This is a genomic window from Actinophytocola sp. (assembly GCF_035712165.1).
Classification (GTDB): domain Bacteria; phylum Actinomycetota; class Actinomycetes; order Mycobacteriales; family Pseudonocardiaceae; genus DASYTH01.
This window is the reverse complement of sequence record NZ_DASTBH010000439.1, coordinates 1-21,306: the sequence shown is the minus strand read 5'-3', so window position 1 is coordinate 21,306 and position 21,306 is coordinate 1. Positions and strand designations below refer to the sequence as shown.

Below are 21,306 nucleotides of genomic sequence, written 5' to 3'. Positions count from 1 at the left end.
AGTGCCCGGTGAATGGCGTTGAGCACTGCGGAAACGACGCCGCGCCATCGAACGCGGCGACCACGAATGGCTGCGACTGAAAATGCGGCCCTAGATGACCCGTTCCCGGTCGGCCCAGTAGGGGGCGCGGAGGGTGCGTTTGTGGAGTTTGCCGTTGGGGTCGCGGGGGAGGGTGGGGAGGTAGTCGATGGTGCGGGGGAGTTTGAACTTGGCGAGTCTGGTGGCGGCGAAGGTGAGCAGTTCGGCGGTGAGGTCGGGGGTGGCGGGGACGCCGTCGGCGGGTTGGACGACGGCCTTGATCTCCTCGCCCCAGTCGTCGTGCGGGACGCCGAAGACCGCGACATCCGCGACTTTGGGGTGGCAGGCCAACTCTGACTCGATCTCGGCGGGGTAGATGTTCACGCCGCCGGAGATGATCACGTCGGCTTTGCGGTCCAGCAGGAAGAGGTAGCCGTCGGGGTCTAGGTAGCCGATGTCGCCCAACGTGAACAGGTCGCCGGACCGGGCGGACCGGGTCTTCTCCGGGTCGTGGTGATATTCGAAGGTCGACGTGCCCATGCGGAGGTAGACCAAGCCGGGTTCGCCGGGCGGGAGTTGGGCGCCCTGCTCGTCGAGGATGCGCACCACCGAACCGGGCCACGGGCGGCCCACCGATCCCGGCTTGGCGAGCCAGTCCGGCCCGGTGATCACCGTGCCGCCGCCCTCGGTCGCCGCGTAGTACTCGATCACCACCGGGCCCCACCAGTCGAGCATCCGGCGCTTGGTCTGCACCGGACACGGTGCCGCGCCGTGGATCGCGGCCCGCAGCGACGACACGTCGTAGCGCGACCGCACCTCGGGCGGCAGCGCCAGCAACCTGTGGAACTGGGTGGGCACCATGTGCGTGTGGGTCACCCGGTACCGCTCGATCAGCGCCAGCATCCGCTCCGGGTCCCAGCGGTCCATCAGCACCGCCGGATGTCCCAACTGGACGGAGATGGTGACGAAGTTGAGCACCGCCGTGTGGTAGAGCGGAGATCCGCACAGGTGCACGTGGCCGTCGAACGGCGCGAGCCCGAAGAACCCGAAGAACCCAGCGGCCATCGGGGGAACCTGGTCCGGGTCCTGCCCGGTGAGCGCCCGGCGCACACCCTTGGGCCGCCCGGTGGTGCCCGAGGTGTAGAGCATCGGCGCCCCGGTCGTGCGCTCCTCCGGCGGCGTGTCCGGCTGGCCGGTGCCCAACTCGGCCAGCGGCCGGAACCCCGGGACCCGCCCGACCGCGAACCGACCCCGCTCGTCCAGTCCACTCTCGACGGCCGCAGCCGCCGCCACCTCGGCGAACCGTTCGTGCGCCACGAACGCCTTGGCACCGCTGTCCCGCAGGATGTAGGCCACCTCCGGGCCGACCAGATGCCAGTTCACCGCGACGACGTAGAGCCCGATCTGCGTCGCGGCGAAGTAGAGCACCGGAACCTCGGATCCGTTGGGCAGCAGGAACACGATGCTGTCCCCCGGCTTCAGGCCGAGCGCCCGCAGGCCGCGGGCGTACCGGTTGGTCGCGGCGGCCAGCTCGCCGTAGGTGAGCTCGGTTCCGTCCGGCCCGATGATCGCGACCAGGTCCGGCCGCTCCCGCGCGATGTTCCACAGCCCGATCGAGGCCATACGGTCAATCTAGAACGTGTTTCAGTTCGGGGCAAGCACGGCGTCGGCCAGCGCGCGGATCTGCCCCACCTCCCAGCAGTGCACCAGCAGCATGGTCACGCCGGCCTTCTCCCAGACCGCGATCTGGTCGCGGACCTCGGCGGCCGAGCCGATGATCGCGGTCTCGGTGACCATCTCGTCGGGCACCGCCGCGGCCGCCTCCTCCTTGCGCCCGGACCGGAACAGCCGCCCGATCTCCTCGACCACCGACCCGTATCCCATGCGGACGAACAGATCCGCGTGGAAGTTGCGGCTCTGCGCGCCCATCCCGCCTGCGTAGAGCGCCACCACCGGCCGCAGCCGGTCGATCGCCGTCGCCGGATCGTCGGTGATCACCACCGAGGCGCTCGCGGCGACCTCGAAGTCCGCCCGGCCGCGCCGGGCGCCGGGCCGGGCGAAGCCCTCGTCCAGCCAGGAGTTGTACATGCCGGCCAGGCGCGGCGAGTAGTAGATCGCCAGCCAGCCGTCGGCGATCTCCGCGGCCAGCGCCACATTGCGCGGACCCTCGGCGCCCAGCCAGATCGGCAGGTCGGAGCGCAGCGGATGGACGATCGACCGCAGCGGTTTGCCCAGCCCCTCCGCACCGGGACCGTGGTACGGCAACGGATAGTGCGGCCCGTCGCCGCGCACCGGAGCCTCCCGGGCGAGCACCTGCCGGATGATCGAGACGTACTCCCGGGTGCGGGCCAGCGGCTTGCCGAACGGCGCGCCGTACCAGCCCTCGACCACCTGCGGCCCGGACACGCCCAGGCCCAGGATCGCCCGGCCGCCGGAGAGGTGGTCCAGGGTGAGCGCGTGCATCGCGCAGGCGGTCGGCGCCCGCGCGGAGAGTTGCGCGACCGAGGTGCCCAGCCGGACCCGTTCGGTCGCCGAACCCCACCAGGCCAGCGGGGTGAACGCGTCGGAGCCCCAGGACTCGGCGGCGAACACGGCGTCGAAGCCGGCCCGGTCCGCCTCCGCAACCAGTTCCGCCGCGCCGGGCGTCGGCCCGGCGCCCCAGTACCCGAGCTGAAGTCCGAGCTTCATCGAAGCCTCCTACCAGGTGTGTTGCCAACAATATTAGAACGTGTTTCACTCGGCTCGTGACGGTAGGGCAGGCGCCGCTGAGCGCGCCACTCGAGGTGGGGTTCGACTACACCCGCTCGCTCGGCCCCCTGCTGAGCGAGTTCGCCACGGCGCTGGCCGGCCGCCGACTGCTCGGCGTGCGCGGCTCGGACGGCCGGGTGCACGTGCCGCCGGTCGAGTACGACCCGGTCACCGCGGCACCGCTGTCCGAACTGGTCGAGGTGGCCACCGCCGGGACCGTGCGCACCTGGTCCTGGCAGGCGCAACCGCTTGCCGGGCAACCACTTCCGCACCCGTTCGGCTGGGCGCTGATCCACCTCGACGGGGCCGGCACCGCGATGCTGCACGCGGTCGACGCCGGCACACCGGACCGGATGCGCACCGGGATGCGGGTCCGGGTGCGGTGGTCGGACACACCCGGCAACGGAATCCGGGACATCGCCTGCTTCGAGCCGCTCGACGCACCGCAGGCCGCGGTCCCGGCCGGCCCGCCGGCCGAGCCGGTCACCATGATCACCGCGCCGGTTCACCTGACCGTGCTGCACACCGTCTCCCCCGGTGAGGACGTGCACCTGCGCGGCCTGGCCGAGGGCCGGCTGATCGGGCAGCGCTGTCCGGTGTGCCACAAGGTGTACGTGCCGTCCCGGGGGGCCTGCCCGACCTGCGGGGTGTTCACCGGGGAGAACGTCGAACTGCCCGACCGGGGCACGGTCACCACCTTCTGCGTCGTCAACGTGCCGTTCCTCGGGCAACGGATCACGCCACCCTATGTGGCCGCCTACATTCTGCTGGACGGCGCGGACATCGCGTTCCTGCACCTGGTGCTGGGCTGCCGGCCGGACGAGGTCCGGATGGGCATGCGGGTGGCCGCGGTGTGGCGGCCCCGCGCCGAATGGGGCACCACCACCCGCAACATCGACCACTTCCGTCCGACCGGCGAGCCGGACGCGCCGTACGAGTCCTACGCCAACCACCTGTAGGGGGCCGGCATGCGGGAGATCGCGGTCGTGGGGTTCGCCCAGGCCCGCAACGTTCGGCGGACGCCGGCCACCACCAACGGCGTCGAGATGCTCATCCCGGTGTTCGAGGAGGTGCTCGCCGCCACTGGACTGTCCAAACAGGACATCGGGTTCTGGTGCTCCGGGTCGTCGGACTATCTCGCCGGCCGGGCCTTCTCGTTCGTGTCGGCGGTCGACGCGATCGGCGCCTTTCCGCCGATCATCGAGTCACACGTGGAGATGGACGGCGCCTGGGCGCTCTACGAGGCGTGGGTGAAGATCCGTACCGGCGAGGTGGACACCGCGCTGGTGTACGGGTTCGGCAAGTCCTCGGCCGGCGAACTGCGCCGGGTGCTCGCGCTGCAGCTCGACCCGTACCTGGTCGCACCGCTGTGGCCGGACCCGGTCGCGCTCGCCGGACTGCAGGCGCGGCTGGGCATCGAGGCCGGGCTGTGGACCGAGCGGGACATGGCGGCGGTGGCCGCCCGCAGCCGCGCGGACGCGACGGCCAACCCGGCCGCCCAACTCGCCGGCCCAGTCTCGGTGGACGAGCTACTGGCCCGGCCGTACCTCGCCGATCCGTTGCGGGCACACGACTGTGCGCCGATCTCGGACGGCGCCGCGGCCGTGGTGCTGGCCGCGACCGGCCGCGCGCAGGACATCACCGAACGGCCCGCCTGGATCACCGGGTTCGAGCACCGGATCGAGTCGGCCGCGCTGGGCGCTCGCGAGCTGACCACCTCGCCGTCCACGGTGGCCGCGGCCAAGGCGGCCGGCGCGGACGGGATCGATGTGGCCGAGTTGCACGCGCCGTTCACGCATCAGGAGATCCTGCTGCGCCAGGCGCTCGGGCTCGGCGAGGAGGTGCGGATCAACCCGTCCGGCGGGGCGCTGTGCGGCAACCCGATGTTCGCCGCGGGGCTCGCCCGGATCGGCGAGGCGGCCCGCGCGGTCATGGCCGGCACGGCCGGCCGGGCGCTGGCGCACGCCACGAGCGGCCCGCTGCTGCAACAGAACCTGGTGTGCGTGCTGGACGGGGGGCAGCCATGAGCGAGCGGGCGGCGGTGCTCGGCACCGGACAGACGCACCACCGGACCAAGCGCACCGACGTGTCCATCGCCGGGCTGTGCCGGGAGGCGATCGACCGGGCACTGGCCGACGCCGAGGTGGACTTCGCCGACATCGACGCGGTGGTGCTCGGCAAGGCGCCGGACCTGTTCGAGGGCGTGATGATGCCGGAGCTGTACCTGGCCGACGCGCTCGGCGCCCCAGGGAAACCGTTGCTGCGCGTGCACACCGCCGGCTCGGTCGGCGGCTCGACGGCGAACGTGGCGGCCAGCCTGGTACAGGCCGGCGTGCACCGGCGGGTGCTCGCGGTGGCGTTCGAGAAGCAGTCGGAGTCCAACGCGATGTGGGCGCTGTCGATCCACCCCCCGTTCACCATGCCGGTCGGCGCCGGTGCCGGCGGGTACTTCGCGCCGCACGTGCGCTCCTACATCCGCCGCTCGGGCGCACCCGAGCACATCGGCGTGCTGGTCGCGGTCAAGGACCGGCGCAACGGCGCCCTGAACCCGTTCGCGCACCTGCGCCAGCCGGACATCACGGTCGAGTCGGTGCGGGCGTCGACCATGCTGTGGGACCCGATCCGGTACGACGAGACCTGCCCGTCCTCGGACGGCGCGGCGGCCGTGGTGCTCGGCGACGAGACCGCGGCGGCCGGCCGGCGGGTGGCCTGGATCCACGCCACCGCGATGCGCACCGAGCCGACCATGTTCGCCGAGCGTGACCAGGTCAACCCCCGGGCCGGTCAGGACGCCGCGGCCGCGCTCTGGCGGCAGGCCGGCATCACCGACCCGCTCGGCCAGATCGACGCCGCCGAGATCTACGTGCCGTTCTCCTGGTTCGAGCCGATGTGGCTGGAGAACCTGGGTTTCGCCGAGCCGGGCCAGGGCTGGAAGCTCACCGAGGCCGGCGACACCGAGATCGGCGGCCGGCTGCCGGTCAACCCCTCCGGCGGCGTGCTCTCCTCCAACCCGATCGGCGCTTCCGGAATGCTCCGCTTCGCCGAGGCCGCCATGCAGGTCATGGGCCGGGCCGGCGAGCATCAGGTGGACGGCGCCCGCACCGCCCTCGGCCACGCCTACGGCGGCGGCTCCCAGTTCTTCTCGATGTGGGTGGTGGGCGCCGAAAAACCGTAGCCGGGGAATCGCCGGGGGTCAGACCGTGATGTCCAGGCCGTACTCGGCGCAGGTGAGGATGACGGCGTTGGTGGAGAAGTCGGCGCGGGACAGGAGATCGGCGAGGCTGGCTTCGTTGTCGAAGACCGAGAAGGTGAACATCGAGCGGTCGAAGGCGGAGCGGAGCCGCTCGTCCGGGGCCTTGGCCCGGACCTTGCCGATGTTGTCCATTGTGGACTTGTAGGTGGCGGTGAAGTTGGCCGGGTTCATGGGGTACTGGCGCGCGGCGGCGACCAGGCCGTGCATCGCGTCGCCGTAGCCGGTGCAGAAGTCGGTGGCCGGGTTGTCGCCGGAGCAGGACGCCGCGCCGGACAGGGCCACCGCCAGCAGGGCGGCGGCCGGCAGCACGCGGCGGGGACCGATCACAGGACCAGCCTGCTGCAGCGGCGCGATGCCGGCCTGCCTCGCCGGGTGGGCGAGCGGGCGGCCGGGGTTGCCCGATCGGGCGGCCGGTTCAGCGAGCGACGCCGACCGCCTGCCGGATGGTGGCCGGATCGTCGAGGACCGCCAGCATCGCGTGGGCAACGTCCGCGCGCGAGATCGAGCCGGCGCGGGGCACGTTCGTGCCGATGGCGGTGCGGTAACCACCGGTCAGCGGCTTGTCGAGCAGCCGGGGCGGCCGCACCACGGTCCAGTCCGTCGGGCTGTCGCGGATCTCCTCCTCCATCACCGCCAAGTCGGCGTAGATGTCCCGCAGCACGGCCCGGATCAGTGGGTACGCGACCCGGCGCATCGGCCAGCTCTCGCCCTCCGGGATGGCTCCGACCGGCGCGGCGCTCACCGCGACGAACCGGCGCACCCCGCAGTCCGCGAGCGCGGCCAGGATCGCGCGGGTGGCCGCCGAGGCGACGCCGGCGTCGCGGCGGCGCCGCGGGCCGATGCCGGACAGCGCCGCGTCGCTGCCCTCCAGTGCCGGCCGCAGCGGCCCGGGATCGCTCAGGCCGGCGACCGTGCACACCGTGAGCCGGGCGTGCCGGGCCTCGAACCGGGCGGCGTCGCGCACCACCGCCGTGACCGTGTGCCCGGCGTCGAGCGCCTGCCGGACCACCTCACCGCCGATGCCGCCGCTGGCACCGAAGACCGTCAGCTTCATCAGCCCACCCCCGAGGTAGATTGTTCTCCGCGAGTCATACGATATGGAAACCGTATTATATGGAAACCAAATCTTCAAGGTCCGCCGCCACCGGCGAGATCCGGGCGTCCCTGCGGGAGCTGCGCGCGCAGCTCTCCCTGCTCAACCACTATGTCGGGCAGCGCATGGAACTCCGCGACGTCGACCTGGACTGCCTCGACCTGCTGGACCGCGCGGGACCGATGAGCCCGAGCACGCTCGCCCGGCAGGCTGGACTGCACCCGGCGACCGTGACCGGCATCCTCGACCGGCTGCAACGCCAGGGCTGGGTCGTGCGCGAGCGCGACCCGGCCGACCGGCGCGGCGTGGTGGTCAGCGCGCAGCGGGACCGCGCGGCGGATCTGGCGGAGCTCTACTCCGGCATGAACGCCGCGATCACCCGGATCTGCGGCGGCTACTCCGGCGAGGAGCTCACGCTCATCGCCGGCTTCCTGCGCCGCACGATCGAGGCCGGCCAGCGCTCGGCCGAGGACCTGTCCGAGTCAGCTTCCTAGTTGTCCTGGCGGATGATCGTTTCGATTCCCTCGTCCCAGCGCCAGGCCGGTGCTCATGGTCGCCTGCCGTGGCCCGGGATGGTACCGGCCTAGCCGTAGGTGACCTGGAACTCCTTGATGCCGTTGAGCCACGGGGAGCGCAGCCGGCGCGGCTTGCCGACCTGGCGGATGTCGGGCATGTGGTCGGCGATCGCGTTGAAGATCAGGTCGATCTCCAGGCGGGCCAGGTTCGCGCCGATGCAGTAGTGCGCGCCGCTGCCGCCGAAACCGAGATGCGGGTTGGGGTCGCGGGTGATGTCGAACCGTTCCGGGTCGCCGAACACCTCGGCGTCGAAGTTGGCCGAGCTGTAGAACAGGCCGACCCGTTGGCCCGCCTTGATCTCCGCTCCGCCGAGCACGGTGTCCGCAAGCGCGGTGCGCTGGAAGGCCATCACCGGGGTGGACCAGCGGACGATCTCGTCGGCCGCCGTCTTCGGGCGCTCGGCCTTGAACAGCTCCCACTGGTCGCGATGGTTCAGGAAGGCGTGCATGCCGTGCGTGATGGCGTTGCGCGTGGTCTCGTTGCCGGCCACGGCGAGCAGCAGCACGAAGAACCCGAACTCGTCGGAGCTGAGCTGCCCGCCGTCGATGTCGGCGTTCACCAGCGTGGTGACGATGTCGTTCATCGGGCACTTCTTACGCTGCTCGGCCAGGTTCCAGGCGTAGCCGAGCAGCTCGATGGAGGCGGCCTGGGGGTCGACCGAGTACTCCGGATCGGAGTAGGCCACCATCTGGTTGGACCATTCGAACACCTTGTGCCGGTCCTGCTGCGGGATGCCCAGCAGCTCGGCGATCGCCTGCAGCGGCAGCTCGCAGGCCACCTGGGTGACGAAGTCCCCGGCGCCGTTTCCCTTGGCCTGCTTGACGATCTGCTCGGCGCGGGCGGCCAGCGTGTCGCGCAGGCTGTGCACCGCGCGCGGCGTGAAGCCCCGGTTGACGATCGCGCGCAGCTTGGTGTGGTGCGGCGGATCGATGTTGAGCAGGATGAGCCGCTGCATCTCGATGCGGTCCCGGGTCATCTCCTCGTTGAACCGGATGATCGCGGTGTTCTCGCTGGCGGAGAACAGCTCGCTGGCCCGGGACACCTCTTTGACCTCGGCGTGCCGGCTGACCACCCAGTAGCCGTCGTCGCCGAACCCGGCGATTCCCTTCGGCTGCGGGTTCCACCACACCGGGGCGGTGCCGCGCAGTTCGGCGAACTCCTCGACCGGGATGCGTAGCCGGTACATGTTGGGATCGGTGAAGTCGAAGCCAAGCGGGAGCTGGGGAGCGACCACGCTGAACCTCCCCTAGAACACGTTCTATCAAGAACTCAGCTTACAGCGTTAACTACTTGAACATAGGCACTAACCAAGCCCTTGTAAACACCCTTCACTGGACGTTGCCCAGACGGACGAACGTGTTCTAGCTTGGATACCGTGGGTGAACCGGTGATCGTGGCGGCCGTGCGCACGCCGATCGGCAGGCGCGGCGGCGTGCTGTCCGGCCTGCACGCCGCAGAGCTACTCGGGGCCGCGCAGCGCGGGCTCATCGACCGCGCCGGAATCGACCCGGCGGCGGTGGAGCAGGTGATCGGCGGGTGCGTCACCCAGGCCGGCGAGCAGTCCAGCAACATCACCCGCACCGCCTGGTTGCACGCCGGCCTGCCGGCCCGGACCGGTTGCACCACAGTGGACAGTCAGTGCGGGTCGGCCCAGCAGGCCACCCATCTGATCGCCGGGCTGATCGCCGCCGGCGCGATCGACGTGGGCATCGCCTGCGGCGTGGAGGCGATGAGCCGGGTTCCGTTGCGCGCCAACCTGGGCAGCGAGGTCGGCGTGCCGCGGCCGGACTCCTGGGCGATCGACCTGCCCAACCAGTTCGTCGCCGCCGAACGGATCGTCACCCATCGCGGCCTGCGCCGGGCCGAGGTCGACCGGTTCGGCGAACGCTCACAGGCCAGGGCCAAGCACGCCTGGGCGGACGGCCGGTTCACCGCCGAGGTGGTGCCGGTCGCCGGGGTCGAGCGGGACCAGGGCCTGCGGGAGACCACTGTGGACGGTCTGGCCGCGCTCTCCCCCGTGGTCCCCGGCGGGGTGCACACCGCCGGCACGTCGTCCCAGATCTCCGACGGCGCCTCGGCCGTGCTGCTGGCCGACGCCCGCCGGGCCGCCGCGCTCGGCCTGCGCCCGCGCGCCCGGATCGTGGCCCAGTGCCTGGTCGGCGCCGATCCCTACCTGCACCTCGACGGGCCGGTGCAGGCCACCGAACGGCTGCTGGCGCGCACCGGGATGAAGATCGGCGACCTGGACCTGTTCGAGGTCAACGAGGCGTTCGCCGCCGTGGTGCTGTCCTGGATCCAGGTGCACGAGCCCGACCCGGACCGGGTCAACGTCAACGGCGGGGCCATCGCGCTCGGCCACCCGGTCGGCAGCACCGGCACCCGGCTGATCACCACCGCCCTGCACGAGCTGGAACGCCGGGACGCCGCGACCGCCCTGGTCACCATGTGTGCCGGCGGCGCGCTGGCCACCGGCACCGTGCTCGAACGGGTCTAGAACCGATGCCGGGTTGACCTTGCCCCCGGGGGAAGCTCCATCGTGGTGTCAGAACCTGAAGGAGCGAAGCGGTGGCCCTGTTGTTGATCGGTGAGTTCGCGGCTCGTGCCCAGCTGTCGGCCAAGGCGTTGCGGCTCTACGACGAGCTGGGACTGCTGGTACCGGTCGAGGTCGACAAGACGACCGGATACCGCTACTACTCCGCCGACCAGCTCTCCCGCGCCCGGCTGGTGGCGCTGCTGCGCCACCTGGACATGCCGCTGCCGCGGATCGCCGCCGTGCTCGACCTCCCCGGCATCGACGCCGCCACCGCGGTACGGGAGTTCTGGGCCGAACGCGAACGCGACCTGCTCCACCGCCGCCCGACCGTGGACTACCTGTGCACGCTCCTGTCCAGAAAGGACACGCCCGTGACCCGCACCTACGAGGTCCTCGTCCGCGCCATGCCCGACCGCGCCGTGGTCTCCGCGATCCGCCATGTCCACGCCGCCCAGGCCGGTGACACCCTCGGCGCCCTGCTGGCCCGCATGCGCCAGGCCGGCCCTGGACTCCCCGGACTCGCCGGCTGCCCCTACACCATCTACCACGGAGCCGTGAGCGACGACAGCGACGGCCCGGTCGAGATCGTCCGCCCGATGACCGACCTCCCCACCGCCGAACAAGCCGCCGCCACGCTCGGCGACATCCAGGCCCACCTCGACCCCGCCCACGATGAGATCGCCATCCGCCTCACCATGGCCGAAGCCGCCTGGCCCGCGGTATTCCCCGCCCTCGACGCCATCCAGGCCCACCTCACCACCATCGGCCGCACCCCCGCCGGCCCACCCCGGCAAGTACTGATCGCCGACTGGCGCACCACCCCGGCCGACCAACCGGCATGCGACCTGGTCATCCCCCTCGCCGCGCCGCCGAGCTAGACCGGGCGCTGCGCGACCACGTAACGGAACGTGTTCTCGTCCCGGATCGAGCCGTCCGGCCGGCGGGCCGGGCCGAACACGTCCAGGAACGCGGCGTGCACCGGCTCCCGGCCGGCCACCGCGATCGCCTCGGCGACCGCACCGCGTGCCATCATCGCCGACCACGCGGTGGACAGATCCGGGTAGTTGACCGGGTAGTCCAGCTCACTGCCGTCGACCCGGACCAGACCGGCGTCTTCGATCGGGACCTCCGCCGACACCCCCAGCACGTTGAGGAAGTCCCGGGTCAGCGATCCCGCGCAGTCCGCCCAGTCACCGACCGCCACCCGGCCGCCCGGACGCACCACCCGGGCCAACTCGGCCAGCGCCGCGGCCCGGTCCTCGGCGTAGCACAACGTGTTGCACGCGGTCGCCACGTCGAACCGCCCGTTGTCGTAGGGCAGCGCGGTCAGCTGGCCGATCCGCAGATCGGCGTCCGGCAGTGCCCAGCGGGCCACCTCGAGCAACCCCTCGGTGGTGTCCACCCCGGCCACCCACGCCCCCCGGTCGGACGCCTCGCGCAGCAGCAACCCCACCCCGCATCCCACATCCAACAGCCGCACGCCGGTCAACGACCCCAGCGCGCCGAGCAATGCCCGGCGCAGCGGCCGGTGTCTGGCCTCCTGCAGGCAGGTCCAGTCCCGTGCGTGCCGATCCAGCAGCGATGTGCCCGTCACCGTCGTCTCCCTCGCCTCCACGCCACCCCGACGTCAGATGTGATCCTCCAGACCCTCGGTTCCTTACACATCCGGCATCGCCTTAGTTCACGCCCGTGTGGGACTTATTCCGGCTGGTGGATACTCATCGCCGTGGCGCGGCGGGTCTCGGTACCGGAACTGATCGGGCGGCGGGCCGAGCTGGCCGCGCTCCGGTCGGCGCTGGCCGACGCCGAAGCCGGCGGCGGCCCGCTGGTGCTGATCCAGGGCGACGCCGGGGTGGGCAAGAGCCGGCTGGTGCAGGCGTTCTCGCGCACCGCGATCGTCTCCGGCGCGACCGTGCTGACCGGCGGCTGCCTGCAGTTCGAGGCCGACATCCCGTACGCGCCGTTCGTCGAGGCGCTGCGCGGCCTGCCGGACGCGCCGCCGCTGCTGGGCACCGGGTCGGCGGCCCCGGCGGACCGGGCGGTGGAGTTCCGGCGGGTGGCCGACGCGATCGCCGGGGCCGGGGCGCCGGTCGTGCTGGTGCTGGAGGACCTGCACTGGGCCGACGCGTCCACCCGGGACCTGCTGCTGTACCTGCATCGCGCGCTCGCGCACGCGCCGGTGCTGCAGGTCCTCACGCTGCGGGCGGAGGAGGTCGGCGCGGACCACCCGGTGGCCAAGCTGATCGCCGACCTGGTCCGCTCCCCGCGGGTGGACCGGCTCCGGCTGGCGCCGCTGGACCGGACCGAGGTGACCGCCCTGGCGCACGCGATCCTGGGCGCCGCACCGGCTTCCGACGTCGTGGACACGCTGCTGACCAGGGCCGAGGGCAACCCGTTCTTCACCGAGGAGCTGCTCGCCGCGTGGCCGGCCCGGGGCGCCGTGCCGAGCACCGTGCGCGAGGTGGTGATCACCCGGCTGGCCCGGCTGTCCACCGCCGCCCAGCAGCTCGCCCGGCTCGCCGCCGTCGTGGGCCGGACCGTGCCGCACGACCTGCTGACCGCGATCACCCCGATGCCGGTCGCGGAGCTGGACGGCGCGCTGCGCGAGCTGGTCGGGCACGGACAGCTGGTCACCGTCGACCCGGACGCCTACACGTTCCGGCACGCGCTGATCCAGGAGTCGCTGTACCGGGACCTGCTGCCCGGCGAGCGCCGGCACGCCCACGCGCGGGTGGCCGCCGCCCTGCGCGAGCACCCCGACCTGGCGGTCACCGGTTCCGCGGCCGGGGTGGCGGCGGAGCTCGCGCACCACTGGGATGCGGCGGGTGAGCCGGCCGAGGCGCTGGCGGCGGCGATGCTGGCGGCCGGCGCGGCCGACGACGGGCTGGCCCCGGCCGAGGCGCACGCCCACTACGAGCGGGCGTTGCGGCGCTGGCCGGAGGTGGCCGAGCCCGGTGTCGAGCTGGACACGTTGCTGGAACGCGCGGCCGAGGCGGCCAGCCTGGCCGCGCACAACCACCGCGCGGTCGAGCTGACCCGGCGCCGGCTGGCGCTCGTGGACGAGCGGGCGGAACCGGAGCGGGCCGCGCTGATCTACGAGCAGCTGTCCTACCAGGCCCGCAGCCGGGGTGACTGGGATCTGGCGCGCAGCACCAGTGAGCGGGCCGTCGAGCTGGTGCCGGCGGGCTCGCCCGCGCGATTACGGATCGCGTCCTGGCCGATGGCGCTGGAGATGCTCTCCGCCCGGTTCCGGGCCTGCATCCACCGGGCCCGGGAGCTGCTGCCGCAGGCCGAGGCGGGCGGCGACGACATGGTGGTCAACCGGAGCCTGATGGCGCTGGGCATCGGTCACCTGATGCTCGGGCAGGTGGAGTCCGGCCTGGAGTTCCTGCGCCGGCAGAACGAGTTCGCCCGGCGCGTGGGCAACCCCCGGTTCATCGGCGTCGGTTACGTGAACCTGCCGGAAGGTCTGATGTGGACGGACCGGCACGCCGAGGCGCTGACCCTGGCGCGGGAAGGCGTGGACCGGGCCGCTTCGCTCGGCTTCGACCTCTACCTGCTGCCGATCGTCGGCAACGTGGTGCGGACGCTGGTCGAACTGCATCGCTGGGACGAGGCGCTGGACACCGGGGCGGACCCGGACGACCTGGCGGCCGACCCGTTCAACTACATCTTCGTCGACCTGCCGAGGGCGTATGTGCTGATTCGCCGGGGTGAGCTCGCGGCGGCCGAGGAGTTGTTGAAACGCACCGGTTTCGTGCTCGACGGCCAGGACGACGCGCAGTACGGCACCGAACTGGCCGCGCTGCGGGCGCTGCTCGCCGCCCGGCAGTGCCGGTGGGCCGACGCCCGCGCGGCGGTCCGCGACGGCCTGCGGCTGGCGCTGCCGGCCGAGGACATGTACCTGACCGCGCGTCTGGTCGCGATCGGTGTCCAGGTGGAGGCCGACGCCGCCGACGACGCCCGGGCCTCCGGCCTGGCCCACAACCCGGCAACGGCCACCGCCGCCGCCGACGCGCTGCTGACCTCGCTGCGCGAGTATATGTCCACTTTGGAGTCCGATGGCGCGGTGCCGCTGCCACGCACCCGGCGCGCCCTCGGCCTGGCCGGCGCCGAGCGCACCCGGCTGTCCGAGCCCGACCCGGACGCCTGGTCCGACCTCGCCGCGATCGCCGGGGTGGACCGCCATCTGTCCGGCTACGCCCGGTACCGGGAAGCCGAGGCGCTGCTGATCGGCCGCGGCTCCCGGACCCGCGCCGCGACCGCACTCGCCACGGCGCGCGCGATCGCCACCGAACTGGGCGCCGTCCCCCTCGCCACCATGACCGCCGAGTTGGCCGACCGCGCCCGCCTCACTCCCCCCGAGGCACACCCCAACCCAGTGCCCCCACCCGACGGCCACGGCCTGACCGCCCGCGAGGCCGAGGTCCTGGAACTGGTCGGCCGCGGCCTGACCAACGCCGAGATCGCCACCGAACTGTTCATCAGCACCAAGACCGCCAGCGTGCACGTGTCCAACATCCTGCGCAAACTCGGGCTCAAGAGCCGAATCCAGGCCGCCGCGCACGCCCAGCGAAGACGGATCACCTAGTGCGACACGAAGGCCCGGTCAACGCCGTGTTGGTCACCCCGGACGGCAGGCAGATCGTCTCCGCCGGCGACGACTCGACGATCCGCGTCTGGGACCTGGCCACCGAGCAACAGGTCCTCGAACTCACCGGCCACACCACCGCTGTGCTGTGCCTCGCCCTCACCCCCGACGCCACCCGCATCATCAGCGGCAGCGTCGGCGGCACCGTCCGCGTGTGGGATCGTTCAACAGGCGAACAGGTCGGCGAACCCCTCGGGGGCTATGGCAACGGAGTCCGCGCGGTGACCACCACCCCGGACGGCTTGGAGATCATCGCCGCCTTCTCCGGCGAGACGGACTCCACCGCCGACGTCGTCATCGCCACCTGGAACCGCGGCACCGGCAAGGAAATAGGCCCCCTTCTCACCGGCGACCCCGGCACCATTCGCGCACTCGTCACCACCCTCGACGGCACCGAGCTCATCGCCGTTTACGACGACGGCACCATCCAGCGCTCGCACCGCGCCTCCGGTGATCCTGGCCGCCCTTATGCACGTCTGGCGGGCGCTCAGGCCGTCGCGATCTCATCGGACCGGGAGGTGATAGTTCTCGGCGAGGACGACGTGCTCTGGGTGCTGCCCGATTCCCTGACAGACATGGCCGCCGGGCCGCAGCACCTTCCTGATCTGCAGGTCAGTTCGGTTGCAATCAGCCCTGACGGGGAGTGGATCGCCGTCGGCGATCATCGCAGCAGAATCGCCGTCTGGCGGCGCACGCCGAGCCTTTCCGAGGCCGCCAGGTGGGTGGCGCACAACGGGCCGGTGCGGGCGGTCGCGTTCACGCCGGACTCGCGGGTGATCGTCTCCGGCGGGCGGGACGGCTCGGTTCGGATGTTCGATCTGGTGGAGGCCGTGCCGCCGGCTGGGGAGCGGCTGGCGGAGGTGGTCAGTGATCTGGAGAGCCGGGAGGACCGGCTGGGGATCGCGAACGATGTGCAGATGATCGCGGCGGTGGTGGCGGCAGAGTCCACGGTGCCGCCGCTTTCCATTGCGCTGCTGGGGGATTGGGGGATCGGGAAGTCCAGCTTCATGCGGCAGGTGTGGGATCGGGTCGAGGATCTGGCCGGGCGGGAGGGGTTCGCGGGGAACGTGCGGCAGGTTCGGTTCAACGCCTGGCACTACAGCGACGACCATCTGTGGGTGGGGCTCGTGGAGCACCTGTTCCGGGAGTTGGCGCGGCGGGCCGACCCGGGTGAGGCCGAGCGGGTCGACGACCTGGAGGCCGCGCTGTCGGCCAAGGAGGCGGAGCGGGACCGGCTGGACGCCGACCTGAAGGCCGTCGAGGAGCACACCGGGTGGGTGCGGCGGGTGCTGCTGCCGCTGCGCAGTGCGCGGCTGTTCGGAGTGGCGTTGCGTGAGCTGGGCCGGGATCTGCGGGCCGCTGGGTGGCGGGTTGCGGTGGCGCTGCTGGTGATCGCGGTCGGGGTGGCCGCGATCGTGTTGGGGGCCGGGGTGTTGCGATGGCTGGGTGGGGTGCTGGTCGTGCTCGCCCCGGCGGTGCTGGCCTGGCGGCGGCTGGAGACGTACGCGGCGCAGGCCAAACGCGACCTGGAAAACCGTAAGTCCAAGGTGGACAGGGAGATTCTCCAGGTCGAGGCGACGTTGACCCGGCTGGACCCGGCCCGCCGGCTGGAGGGGCTGCTGACCGAGATCAGCACCGGGGACCGGTACGAGACCTACCGGGGGCTGACCGGCCGCATCCACAGCGACCTGCAACGCCTCGGCCGCGACCTGACCGCCGCCCGGGAGTACTGGCGAACCAGCGGCGCGAAGGGAACGCCGCCGCTGCAACGGATCGTGCTCTACGTCGACGATCTCGACCGGTGCCGGCCGCGCCGGGTGGTCGACGTGCTCCAGGCGGTCAACCTGCTGCTCACCATGGAACTGTTCGTCGTGGTGGTCGCGGTCGACCCGCGCTGGCTGCTGCGCGCGTTGGAGAAGCACCACAAGAACCTGTCCGAGGACGGCGCCGTGGCCTACCTGGACAAGATCTTCCACCTGCCGGTGGCGCTGCGGCCGATGGGCGAACACGCCGCCGGCTACCTGCGCTCGCTGCTGCCCGCCGACGACGACGACGAGCCGCCGGCCGAACAGGCCCCGCCGGCACCCGAAACCCGGCCGGAACCGCGGCCGGCCGGTACCGCGACGAACGAGGTTTCCCAGCAGCGCGCCACGCCGGAGCCGCCGCCGGCACCGACCATCCCCAGCCCGGAAGGGCTGCGTTGCGCACCCGGGAACGGGAGTTCCTCGCCCTGCTCACCCCGCTGCTGCCCACCCCGCGGGCGATCAAGAAGCTGGTCAACCTGTACCGGTTGCTGCGGCTGGGAGTTCCGGAACGCCGGCTCGCCGAGTTCATCGGCACCGAGGAGGGTGGGCCGTACCAGGCCGCCGCGCTGCTGCTGGCCACGCTGGTCGGCGCCCCGGACCAGGCCCGGGTCATGCTGCCCGAGCTGGCGTTGGCCGGTCCTGGCGGAGACATCCTCGAGTTCCTCGACGGCCAGCTACCCGCGGGGCTGATCAAACGGATCCGCGAGGAGATGCCCGTGCACGGCGACCCGACCACCTACCGGCGGTGGGCCACCACCGTTGCCCGGTACGGCTTCGAGACCTACGGCCTGTTCACCGGAACGGATCAGGCCTGAGCATCCCGAACTTCGAGCCGGATCCGCTTGTTGCCCTTGCCCTTGGACTCGGTGCCGGTCACCACGACCGACCCGACGTCGGCGGTGTTGGCCACATGGGTGCCGCCGTCGGCCTGCCGGTCCAGGCCGACGATGTCGATGACCCGCAACGGGTCGATCTCCCGGGGGATCAGGTTGGCCGCGGTGCGGATCAGCGACTCGTCCAGGTCGGCCGCCGACCGGCCGAGAAACTCCACCACGATCTCCCTGGCCCGCTGGATCTCCTCGTTGATCCGGACCTCCACCCGCTGCCCCAGCTCGGCCGACATCGACTCGAGCGGAAAGTCCAGCCGTCCCTTGCCGGGATCCATGTTGCCGCCGGTCACCGGGATCTGGAACTCCGACCAGATCACCCCGCACAGGATGTGCAGCGCGGTGTGCGTGCGCATCAGCAGGTGCCGGCGGGACCAGTCCAGGGTGCCGAGCACCTCGGTGCCGGACTCCGGCAACTCCGGCACGTCGAGCCAGTGCCAGATCCGGCCGCCCTCGCGGCGCACCCTGGTCACCGGTACGGCGGCGCCGAGCCAGGTCAGCTCGCCGACGTCGTGCGGCTGGCCACCGCCACCCGGATAGAACGCGGTCCGGGCCAGCACCACGCGGCCCTGCTCGCGGTCCACCTCGAGCACCGTGCTGTCGAACGAACGCAGGTAGGCGTCGGTGGCGAACAGCTCACTGCCGGCGACATCGGCCGGCGGGCTGCCGGAGACCCTGCTTCCTGGAACTGCCATACCGGCACGATACTCATCCGTACACCGGCTCTGGCGGTTCGGCACCGGCCACCAGGCGCCGCACGACCGGTTCCAGTTCGGCCGGCTGCCAGCGCGATCCCTTGTCCACCACCGGACCGTGCCGCCAGCCGGTGGCCAGCGACACCCGGCCACCTTCCACTTCGAACACCCGCCCGGTGACCCATCCGGACCGCTGCCCGCCGAGCCACACCACCAGCGGCGCGACGTTGGCCGGATCCATCGCGTCGAACCCGGACTCCGGCGCGGCCATGGCGCCGGCGAACACCTGCTCGGTCATCCGGGTCCGGGCGGCCGGGGCGATCGCGTTCACGGTCACGCCGTACCGGGCCAACTCCGCCGCGGCGACCAGGGTCAGCCCCACGATGCCGGCCTTGGCCGCGGCGTAGTTGCCCTGGCCCACGCTGCCCAGCAGGCCGGCGCCGGAACTGGTGTTGATCACCCGCGCGGCCACCGGCCGGCCGGCCTTGTGCGTCGAGCGCCAGTGCGCGGCGGCGTGGTGCAGCGGCGCGGCGTGGCCCTTGAGATGTGCCCGGATCACCGTGTCCCAGTCGTCCTCGGTCAGGCTGACCAGCATCCGGTCCCGCACCAGGCCGGCGTTGTTGACCAGCACGTCCAGCCGGCCGAAGGTGTCCAGCGCGGTCGCGACCAGGCCGGCCGCGGCGGTCCAGTCGGCCACGTCGCAGGCGTGCGCGACGGCCCGCCCGCCCCGGGCAACGATCTCGGCGACGACGGCCTCGGCCGCGGCGTCGATGTCGTTGACCACCACCGCGGCGCCCTCGGCGGCGAACGCGAGGGCGTGCGCCCGGCCGATCCCCCGGCCGGCGCCGGTCACGATCACGACCCGGTCCGCGCACCACCCGGTCACGGCCCACCGCCGTGCACCAGCAGCGTCGCGCCGGTGACGTAGCCGGCCAGCGCCGAGGCCAGAAACACCGCGCAGGCGCCGACCTCGTCCGGCTCGGCCAACCGTCCCAACGGGACGGTCGCGGCCCGGGCTGCGATGTCGCCGTAGTAGGCCTCCGCGCGTTCGGTGCGGACCATGCCCACGTCCAGCGCGTTCACCCGAACCCGGGGCGCCCACTCGACGGCGAGGCTCGCGGTCAGGTTGTCCAGCCCGGCCTTGGCGGCGCCGTAGGCCGCGGTGCCGGGCGAGGCCCGGGTGGCGCTGACGCTGCTCACCATCACGATCGACCCGCCGCCGTCCTGACGTTGCATGATCTCGTTGGCGTGCTGGGAAACCAGCAGCGGGGCGAGCAGGTTCAGCCCGACCACCCGCTCGTGGAACCGGGGTGATCCGGTGGCCGCCGGGACGATCGGAGTGCCGCCCGCGTTGTTCACCACGGTGTCCAGCCGGCCGTGCCGGTCGAGCACGGTGTCCAGCAGGCCACGCACCGCATCCGGTTCGCGGACGTCGCAGCGGACGAACTCGGCGGGCGGCCGGTCCGGCGCGTGCCGGGCGCAGGTGACCACGGTGGCGCCGGCCCGCAGGAAGGCCCGGGTGATGCCGAGACCCACGCCGCGTACCCCGCCGGTCACCAACGCGACCGTGCCGCCGAGGTCCAGGTCGAGTCCCACGACGTGCTAAGGTACCAAGCAATCGCTTGGTTGGAAAGGTCGGTGAGACCGTCATGGGCGTCACCAGCGAGGCCGCCGGGGCCGGCGTCACGGTCGTGACCATCGATTTCCCGCCGGTGAACGCGATCGGCGCCCAGGGCTGGTTCGAGTTGGCCGACACGCTGCTGGCGGCCGGCCGCGACCCGGCGACGCACGTGGTGGTGCTGCGCGCGACCGGCCGGGGGTTCTGCGCCGGGGTCGACATCAAGGAGTTGCGGGCCGGCGGCGCCGAGGCGCTGATCGGGGTGAACCGGGGCTGTCACGGCGCATTCGGCGCGGTGTACGACTGCGCGGTCCCGGTCATCGTTGCCGCGCACGGGTTCTGTCTCGGCGGCGGTATCGGCCTGGCCGGCAACGCCGACGTGGTGGTCGCCGCGACCGGCACCACGTTCGGACTGCCCGAGGTGGACCGGGGTGCGCTCGGGGCGGCCACCCACCTGGCCCGGCTGGTCCCGCAGCACCTGCTGCGCACGCTCTACTACACGGCCAGAACCGTTGCGGCGGAAGAGCTGCACCGGTACGGCTCGGTGTACCGGGTGGTGGCCCGGGACGAGCTGGACGCGGCGGCGCTCGAACTGGCCCGGGAGATCGCGGCGAAGGACCCACTGGTGATCCGGCGGGCCAAGGAGGCGATCAACGGCATCGACGGGCAGAACGTGCACCGCAGCTACCGGTTCGAGCAGGGCTTCACCTTCGAGCTGAACCTGGCCGGCGTCGGCGAGGCGGCCCGCTGATGCGGGACAAGCGGATGACCGCCGACGAGGCGATCGGCGAGCTGGCCGACGGGATGACCGTCGGGATCGGCGGCTGGGGCTCGCGGCGCAAACCCATGGCTCTGGTGCGCGCGATCCTGCGTTCGCCGCTGCGCGATCTCACCGTCGTCTCGTTCGGCGGGCCGGACGTCGGGCTGCTCTGCGCCGCCGGCAAGGCCCGCAAGGTGGTCTACGGCTTCGTCTCGCTGGACTCGGTGCCCTACGACCCGTGGTTTCGCCGGGCCCGGGAGTCGGCGCACGTCGAGGCGGGCGAACTGGACGAGGGAATGCTGGTCTGCGGCCTGCGCGCGGCGGCCCAGCGGTTGCCGTTCCTGCCGACCCGGGCCGGGCTCGGCTCGGACGTGCTCGCGCTGAACCCGAACCTGCGCACGGTGCGCTCGCCGTACGACGACGGGGAGGAGTTGGTGGCCATGCCGGCGCTGCGCCTGGATGCCGCGCTGGTCCACCTCAGCCGCGCCGACCGGCACGGCAACGCCCGCTACCTCGGCCCGGATCCGTACTTCGACGACCTGTTCTGCCTGGCCGCCGAGCGCCGGTTCGTCTCCTGCGAGCGGGTGCTGGACACCGGGGAGCTGACCGCGGCCGGACCGGTGCAGGCGTTGCTGCTCAACCGGATGATGGTGGACGGCGTCGTGGAGT

Annotated in this window: 19 protein-coding genes; 10 read left to right on the top strand and 9 right to left on the bottom strand. The window is 72.2% G+C overall.

What is annotated here, in order from left to right; translation table 11 throughout:
• Nucleotides 1-90: 90 nt before the first annotated feature.
• Both VFO68_RS24720 and VFO68_RS24715 read right to left on the bottom strand, forming a co-directional pair.
• Entirely contained in the window at nt 91-1,641 is a 1,551-nt protein-coding gene (locus VFO68_RS24720; RefSeq protein ID WP_325160763.1) for an acyl-CoA synthetase, read from the bottom strand.
• Nucleotides 1,642-1,662: 21 nt separating this feature from the next.
• On the bottom strand, nt 1,663-2,706 hold the full coding sequence (locus tag VFO68_RS24715; protein WP_325160762.1) for an LLM class F420-dependent oxidoreductase: 1,044 nt from the start codon (nt 2,704-2,706) through the stop codon (nt 1,663-1,665).
• A 56-nt stretch (nt 2,707-2,762) separates the two neighbouring features.
• Here VFO68_RS24715 and VFO68_RS24710 point away from each other — a divergent pair, with 56 nt between their 5' ends.
• Genes VFO68_RS24710 through VFO68_RS24700 form a run of 3 tightly spaced genes read left to right on the top strand, consistent with a single transcriptional unit; the run spans nt 2,763 to nt 5,941 of the window.
• Entirely contained in the window at nt 2,763-3,725 is a 963-nt protein-coding gene (locus tag VFO68_RS24710; protein WP_325160761.1) for a Zn-ribbon domain-containing OB-fold protein, read from the top strand.
• Nucleotides 3,726-3,734: 9 nt separating this feature from the next.
• The gene (locus tag VFO68_RS24705) at nt 3,735-4,793 is read left to right on the top strand and encodes a thiolase domain-containing protein (RefSeq protein ID WP_325160760.1); all 1,059 of its coding nucleotides are present in this window, start codon (nt 3,735-3,737) and stop codon (nt 4,791-4,793) included.
• Nucleotides 4,790-5,941, top strand: coding sequence for a thiolase domain-containing protein (locus tag VFO68_RS24700; protein ID WP_325160759.1), 1,152 nt, complete (start codon nt 4,790-4,792; stop codon nt 5,939-5,941). The genes VFO68_RS24705 and VFO68_RS24700 overlap by 4 nt, the downstream gene beginning before the upstream one ends.
• An 18-nt stretch (nt 5,942-5,959) precedes the next feature.
• On the opposite strand, the gene VFO68_RS24695 is transcribed toward VFO68_RS24700, so the two are convergent.
• The gene (locus tag VFO68_RS24695; protein ID WP_325160758.1) at nt 5,960-6,346 is read right to left on the bottom strand and encodes a hypothetical protein; all 387 of its coding nucleotides are present in this window, start codon (nt 6,344-6,346) and stop codon (nt 5,960-5,962) included.
• A gap of 88 nt (nt 6,347-6,434) precedes the next feature.
• The gene (locus tag VFO68_RS24690) at nt 6,435-7,073 is read right to left on the bottom strand and encodes an NAD(P)-dependent oxidoreductase (RefSeq protein ID WP_325160757.1); all 639 of its coding nucleotides are present in this window, start codon (nt 7,071-7,073) and stop codon (nt 6,435-6,437) included.
• 59 nt (nt 7,074-7,132) lie between these two features.
• Here VFO68_RS24690 and VFO68_RS24685 point away from each other — a divergent pair, with 59 nt between their 5' ends.
• On the top strand, nt 7,133-7,606 hold the full coding sequence (locus VFO68_RS24685; RefSeq protein WP_325160756.1) for a MarR family transcriptional regulator: 474 nt from the start codon (nt 7,133-7,135) through the stop codon (nt 7,604-7,606).
• 89 nt (nt 7,607-7,695) lie between these two features.
• Here VFO68_RS24685 and VFO68_RS24680 read toward each other — a convergent pair whose 3' ends face one another.
• Nucleotides 7,696-8,922, bottom strand: coding sequence for a cytochrome P450 (locus VFO68_RS24680; RefSeq protein WP_325160755.1), 1,227 nt, complete (start codon nt 8,920-8,922; stop codon nt 7,696-7,698).
• Between the two features lie 141 nt (nt 8,923-9,063).
• Between VFO68_RS24680 and VFO68_RS24675 the strand changes: the two genes are divergently transcribed.
• The gene (locus VFO68_RS24675; RefSeq protein WP_325160754.1) at nt 9,064-10,182 is read left to right on the top strand and encodes a steroid 3-ketoacyl-CoA thiolase; all 1,119 of its coding nucleotides are present in this window, start codon (nt 9,064-9,066) and stop codon (nt 10,180-10,182) included.
• Between the two features lie 71 nt (nt 10,183-10,253).
• Nucleotides 10,254-11,099, top strand: coding sequence for a MerR family transcriptional regulator (locus VFO68_RS24670; protein ID WP_325160753.1), 846 nt, complete (start codon nt 10,254-10,256; stop codon nt 11,097-11,099).
• Here VFO68_RS24670 and VFO68_RS24665 read toward each other — a convergent pair.
• Entirely contained in the window at nt 11,096-11,815 is a 720-nt protein-coding gene (locus VFO68_RS24665; RefSeq protein ID WP_325160752.1) for a class I SAM-dependent methyltransferase, read from the bottom strand. The genes VFO68_RS24670 and VFO68_RS24665 overlap by 4 nt on opposite strands.
• Nucleotides 11,816-11,947: 132 nt before the next feature.
• Between VFO68_RS24665 and VFO68_RS24660 the strand changes: the two genes are divergently transcribed.
• A complete protein-coding gene (locus VFO68_RS24660) occupies nt 11,948-14,812 on the top strand; it encodes an ATP-binding protein (protein WP_325160751.1) in 2,865 nt (954 codons plus the stop codon).
• Nucleotides 14,812-17,367 (top strand): P-loop NTPase fold protein, encoded by a 2,556-nt coding sequence (locus VFO68_RS24655; RefSeq protein WP_325160750.1) that lies wholly within the window; start codon nt 14,812-14,814, stop codon nt 17,365-17,367. The genes VFO68_RS24660 and VFO68_RS24655 overlap by 1 nt, the downstream gene beginning before the upstream one ends.
• Nucleotides 17,368-17,482: 115 nt before the next feature.
• Here VFO68_RS24655 and VFO68_RS24650 read toward each other — a convergent pair whose 3' ends face one another.
• The 3 genes from VFO68_RS24650 to VFO68_RS24640 are packed head-to-tail and all read right to left on the bottom strand — an operon-like array spanning nt 17,483 to nt 19,855.
• Nucleotides 17,483-18,259, bottom strand: a complete 777-nt coding sequence (locus VFO68_RS24650; RefSeq protein ID WP_325160749.1) for an alanyl-tRNA editing protein — start codon at nt 18,257-18,259, stop codon at nt 17,483-17,485.
• Nucleotides 18,260-18,272: 13 nt separating this feature from the next.
• Nucleotides 18,273-19,145 carry an SDR family oxidoreductase gene (locus VFO68_RS24645; RefSeq protein ID WP_325160748.1) on the bottom strand — a complete coding sequence of 291 codons (873 nt, stop codon included), beginning with the start codon at nt 19,143-19,145 and terminating at the stop codon, nt 18,273-18,275.
• The gene (locus VFO68_RS24640) at nt 19,142-19,855 is read right to left on the bottom strand and encodes an SDR family oxidoreductase (RefSeq protein ID WP_325160747.1); all 714 of its coding nucleotides are present in this window, start codon (nt 19,853-19,855) and stop codon (nt 19,142-19,144) included. Before VFO68_RS24640 ends, VFO68_RS24645 begins: the two co-directional genes overlap by 4 nt.
• 53 nt (nt 19,856-19,908) lie before the next feature.
• On the opposite strand from VFO68_RS24640, the gene VFO68_RS24635 reads away from it, so the two are divergent.
• Nucleotides 19,909-20,628, top strand: a complete 720-nt coding sequence (locus tag VFO68_RS24635; RefSeq protein WP_325160746.1) for an enoyl-CoA hydratase family protein — start codon at nt 19,909-19,911, stop codon at nt 20,626-20,628.
• On the top strand, nt 20,628-21,306 hold a 679-nt coding region (locus VFO68_RS24630; RefSeq protein ID WP_325160745.1), incomplete at its 3' end, for a CoA transferase subunit A. The genes VFO68_RS24635 and VFO68_RS24630, both read left to right, overlap by 1 nt.

Coding starts and splice junctions, on each gene's coding strand:
- VFO68_RS24720 (WP_325160763.1), bottom strand. CDS start 1,641: ATGGCCTCGATCGGGCTGTGGAACATCGCGCGGGAGCGGCCGGACCTG.
- VFO68_RS24715 (WP_325160762.1), bottom strand. CDS start 2,706: ATGAAGCTCGGACTTCAGCTCGGGTACTGGGGCGCCGGGCCGACGCCC.
- VFO68_RS24705 (WP_325160760.1), top strand. CDS start 3,735: ATGCGGGAGATCGCGGTCGTGGGGTTCGCCCAGGCCCGCAACGTTCGG.
- VFO68_RS24700 (WP_325160759.1), top strand. CDS start 4,790: ATGAGCGAGCGGGCGGCGGTGCTCGGCACCGGACAGACGCACCACCGG.
- VFO68_RS24690 (WP_325160757.1), bottom strand. CDS start 7,073: ATGAAGCTGACGGTCTTCGGTGCCAGCGGCGGCATCGGCGGTGAGGTG.
- VFO68_RS24685 (WP_325160756.1), top strand. CDS start 7,133: ATGGAAACCAAATCTTCAAGGTCCGCCGCCACCGGCGAGATCCGGGCG.
- VFO68_RS24650 (WP_325160749.1), bottom strand. CDS start 18,259: ATGGCAGTTCCAGGAAGCAGGGTCTCCGGCAGCCCGCCGGCCGATGTC.
- VFO68_RS24635 (WP_325160746.1), top strand. CDS start 19,909: ATGGGCGTCACCAGCGAGGCCGCCGGGGCCGGCGTCACGGTCGTGACC.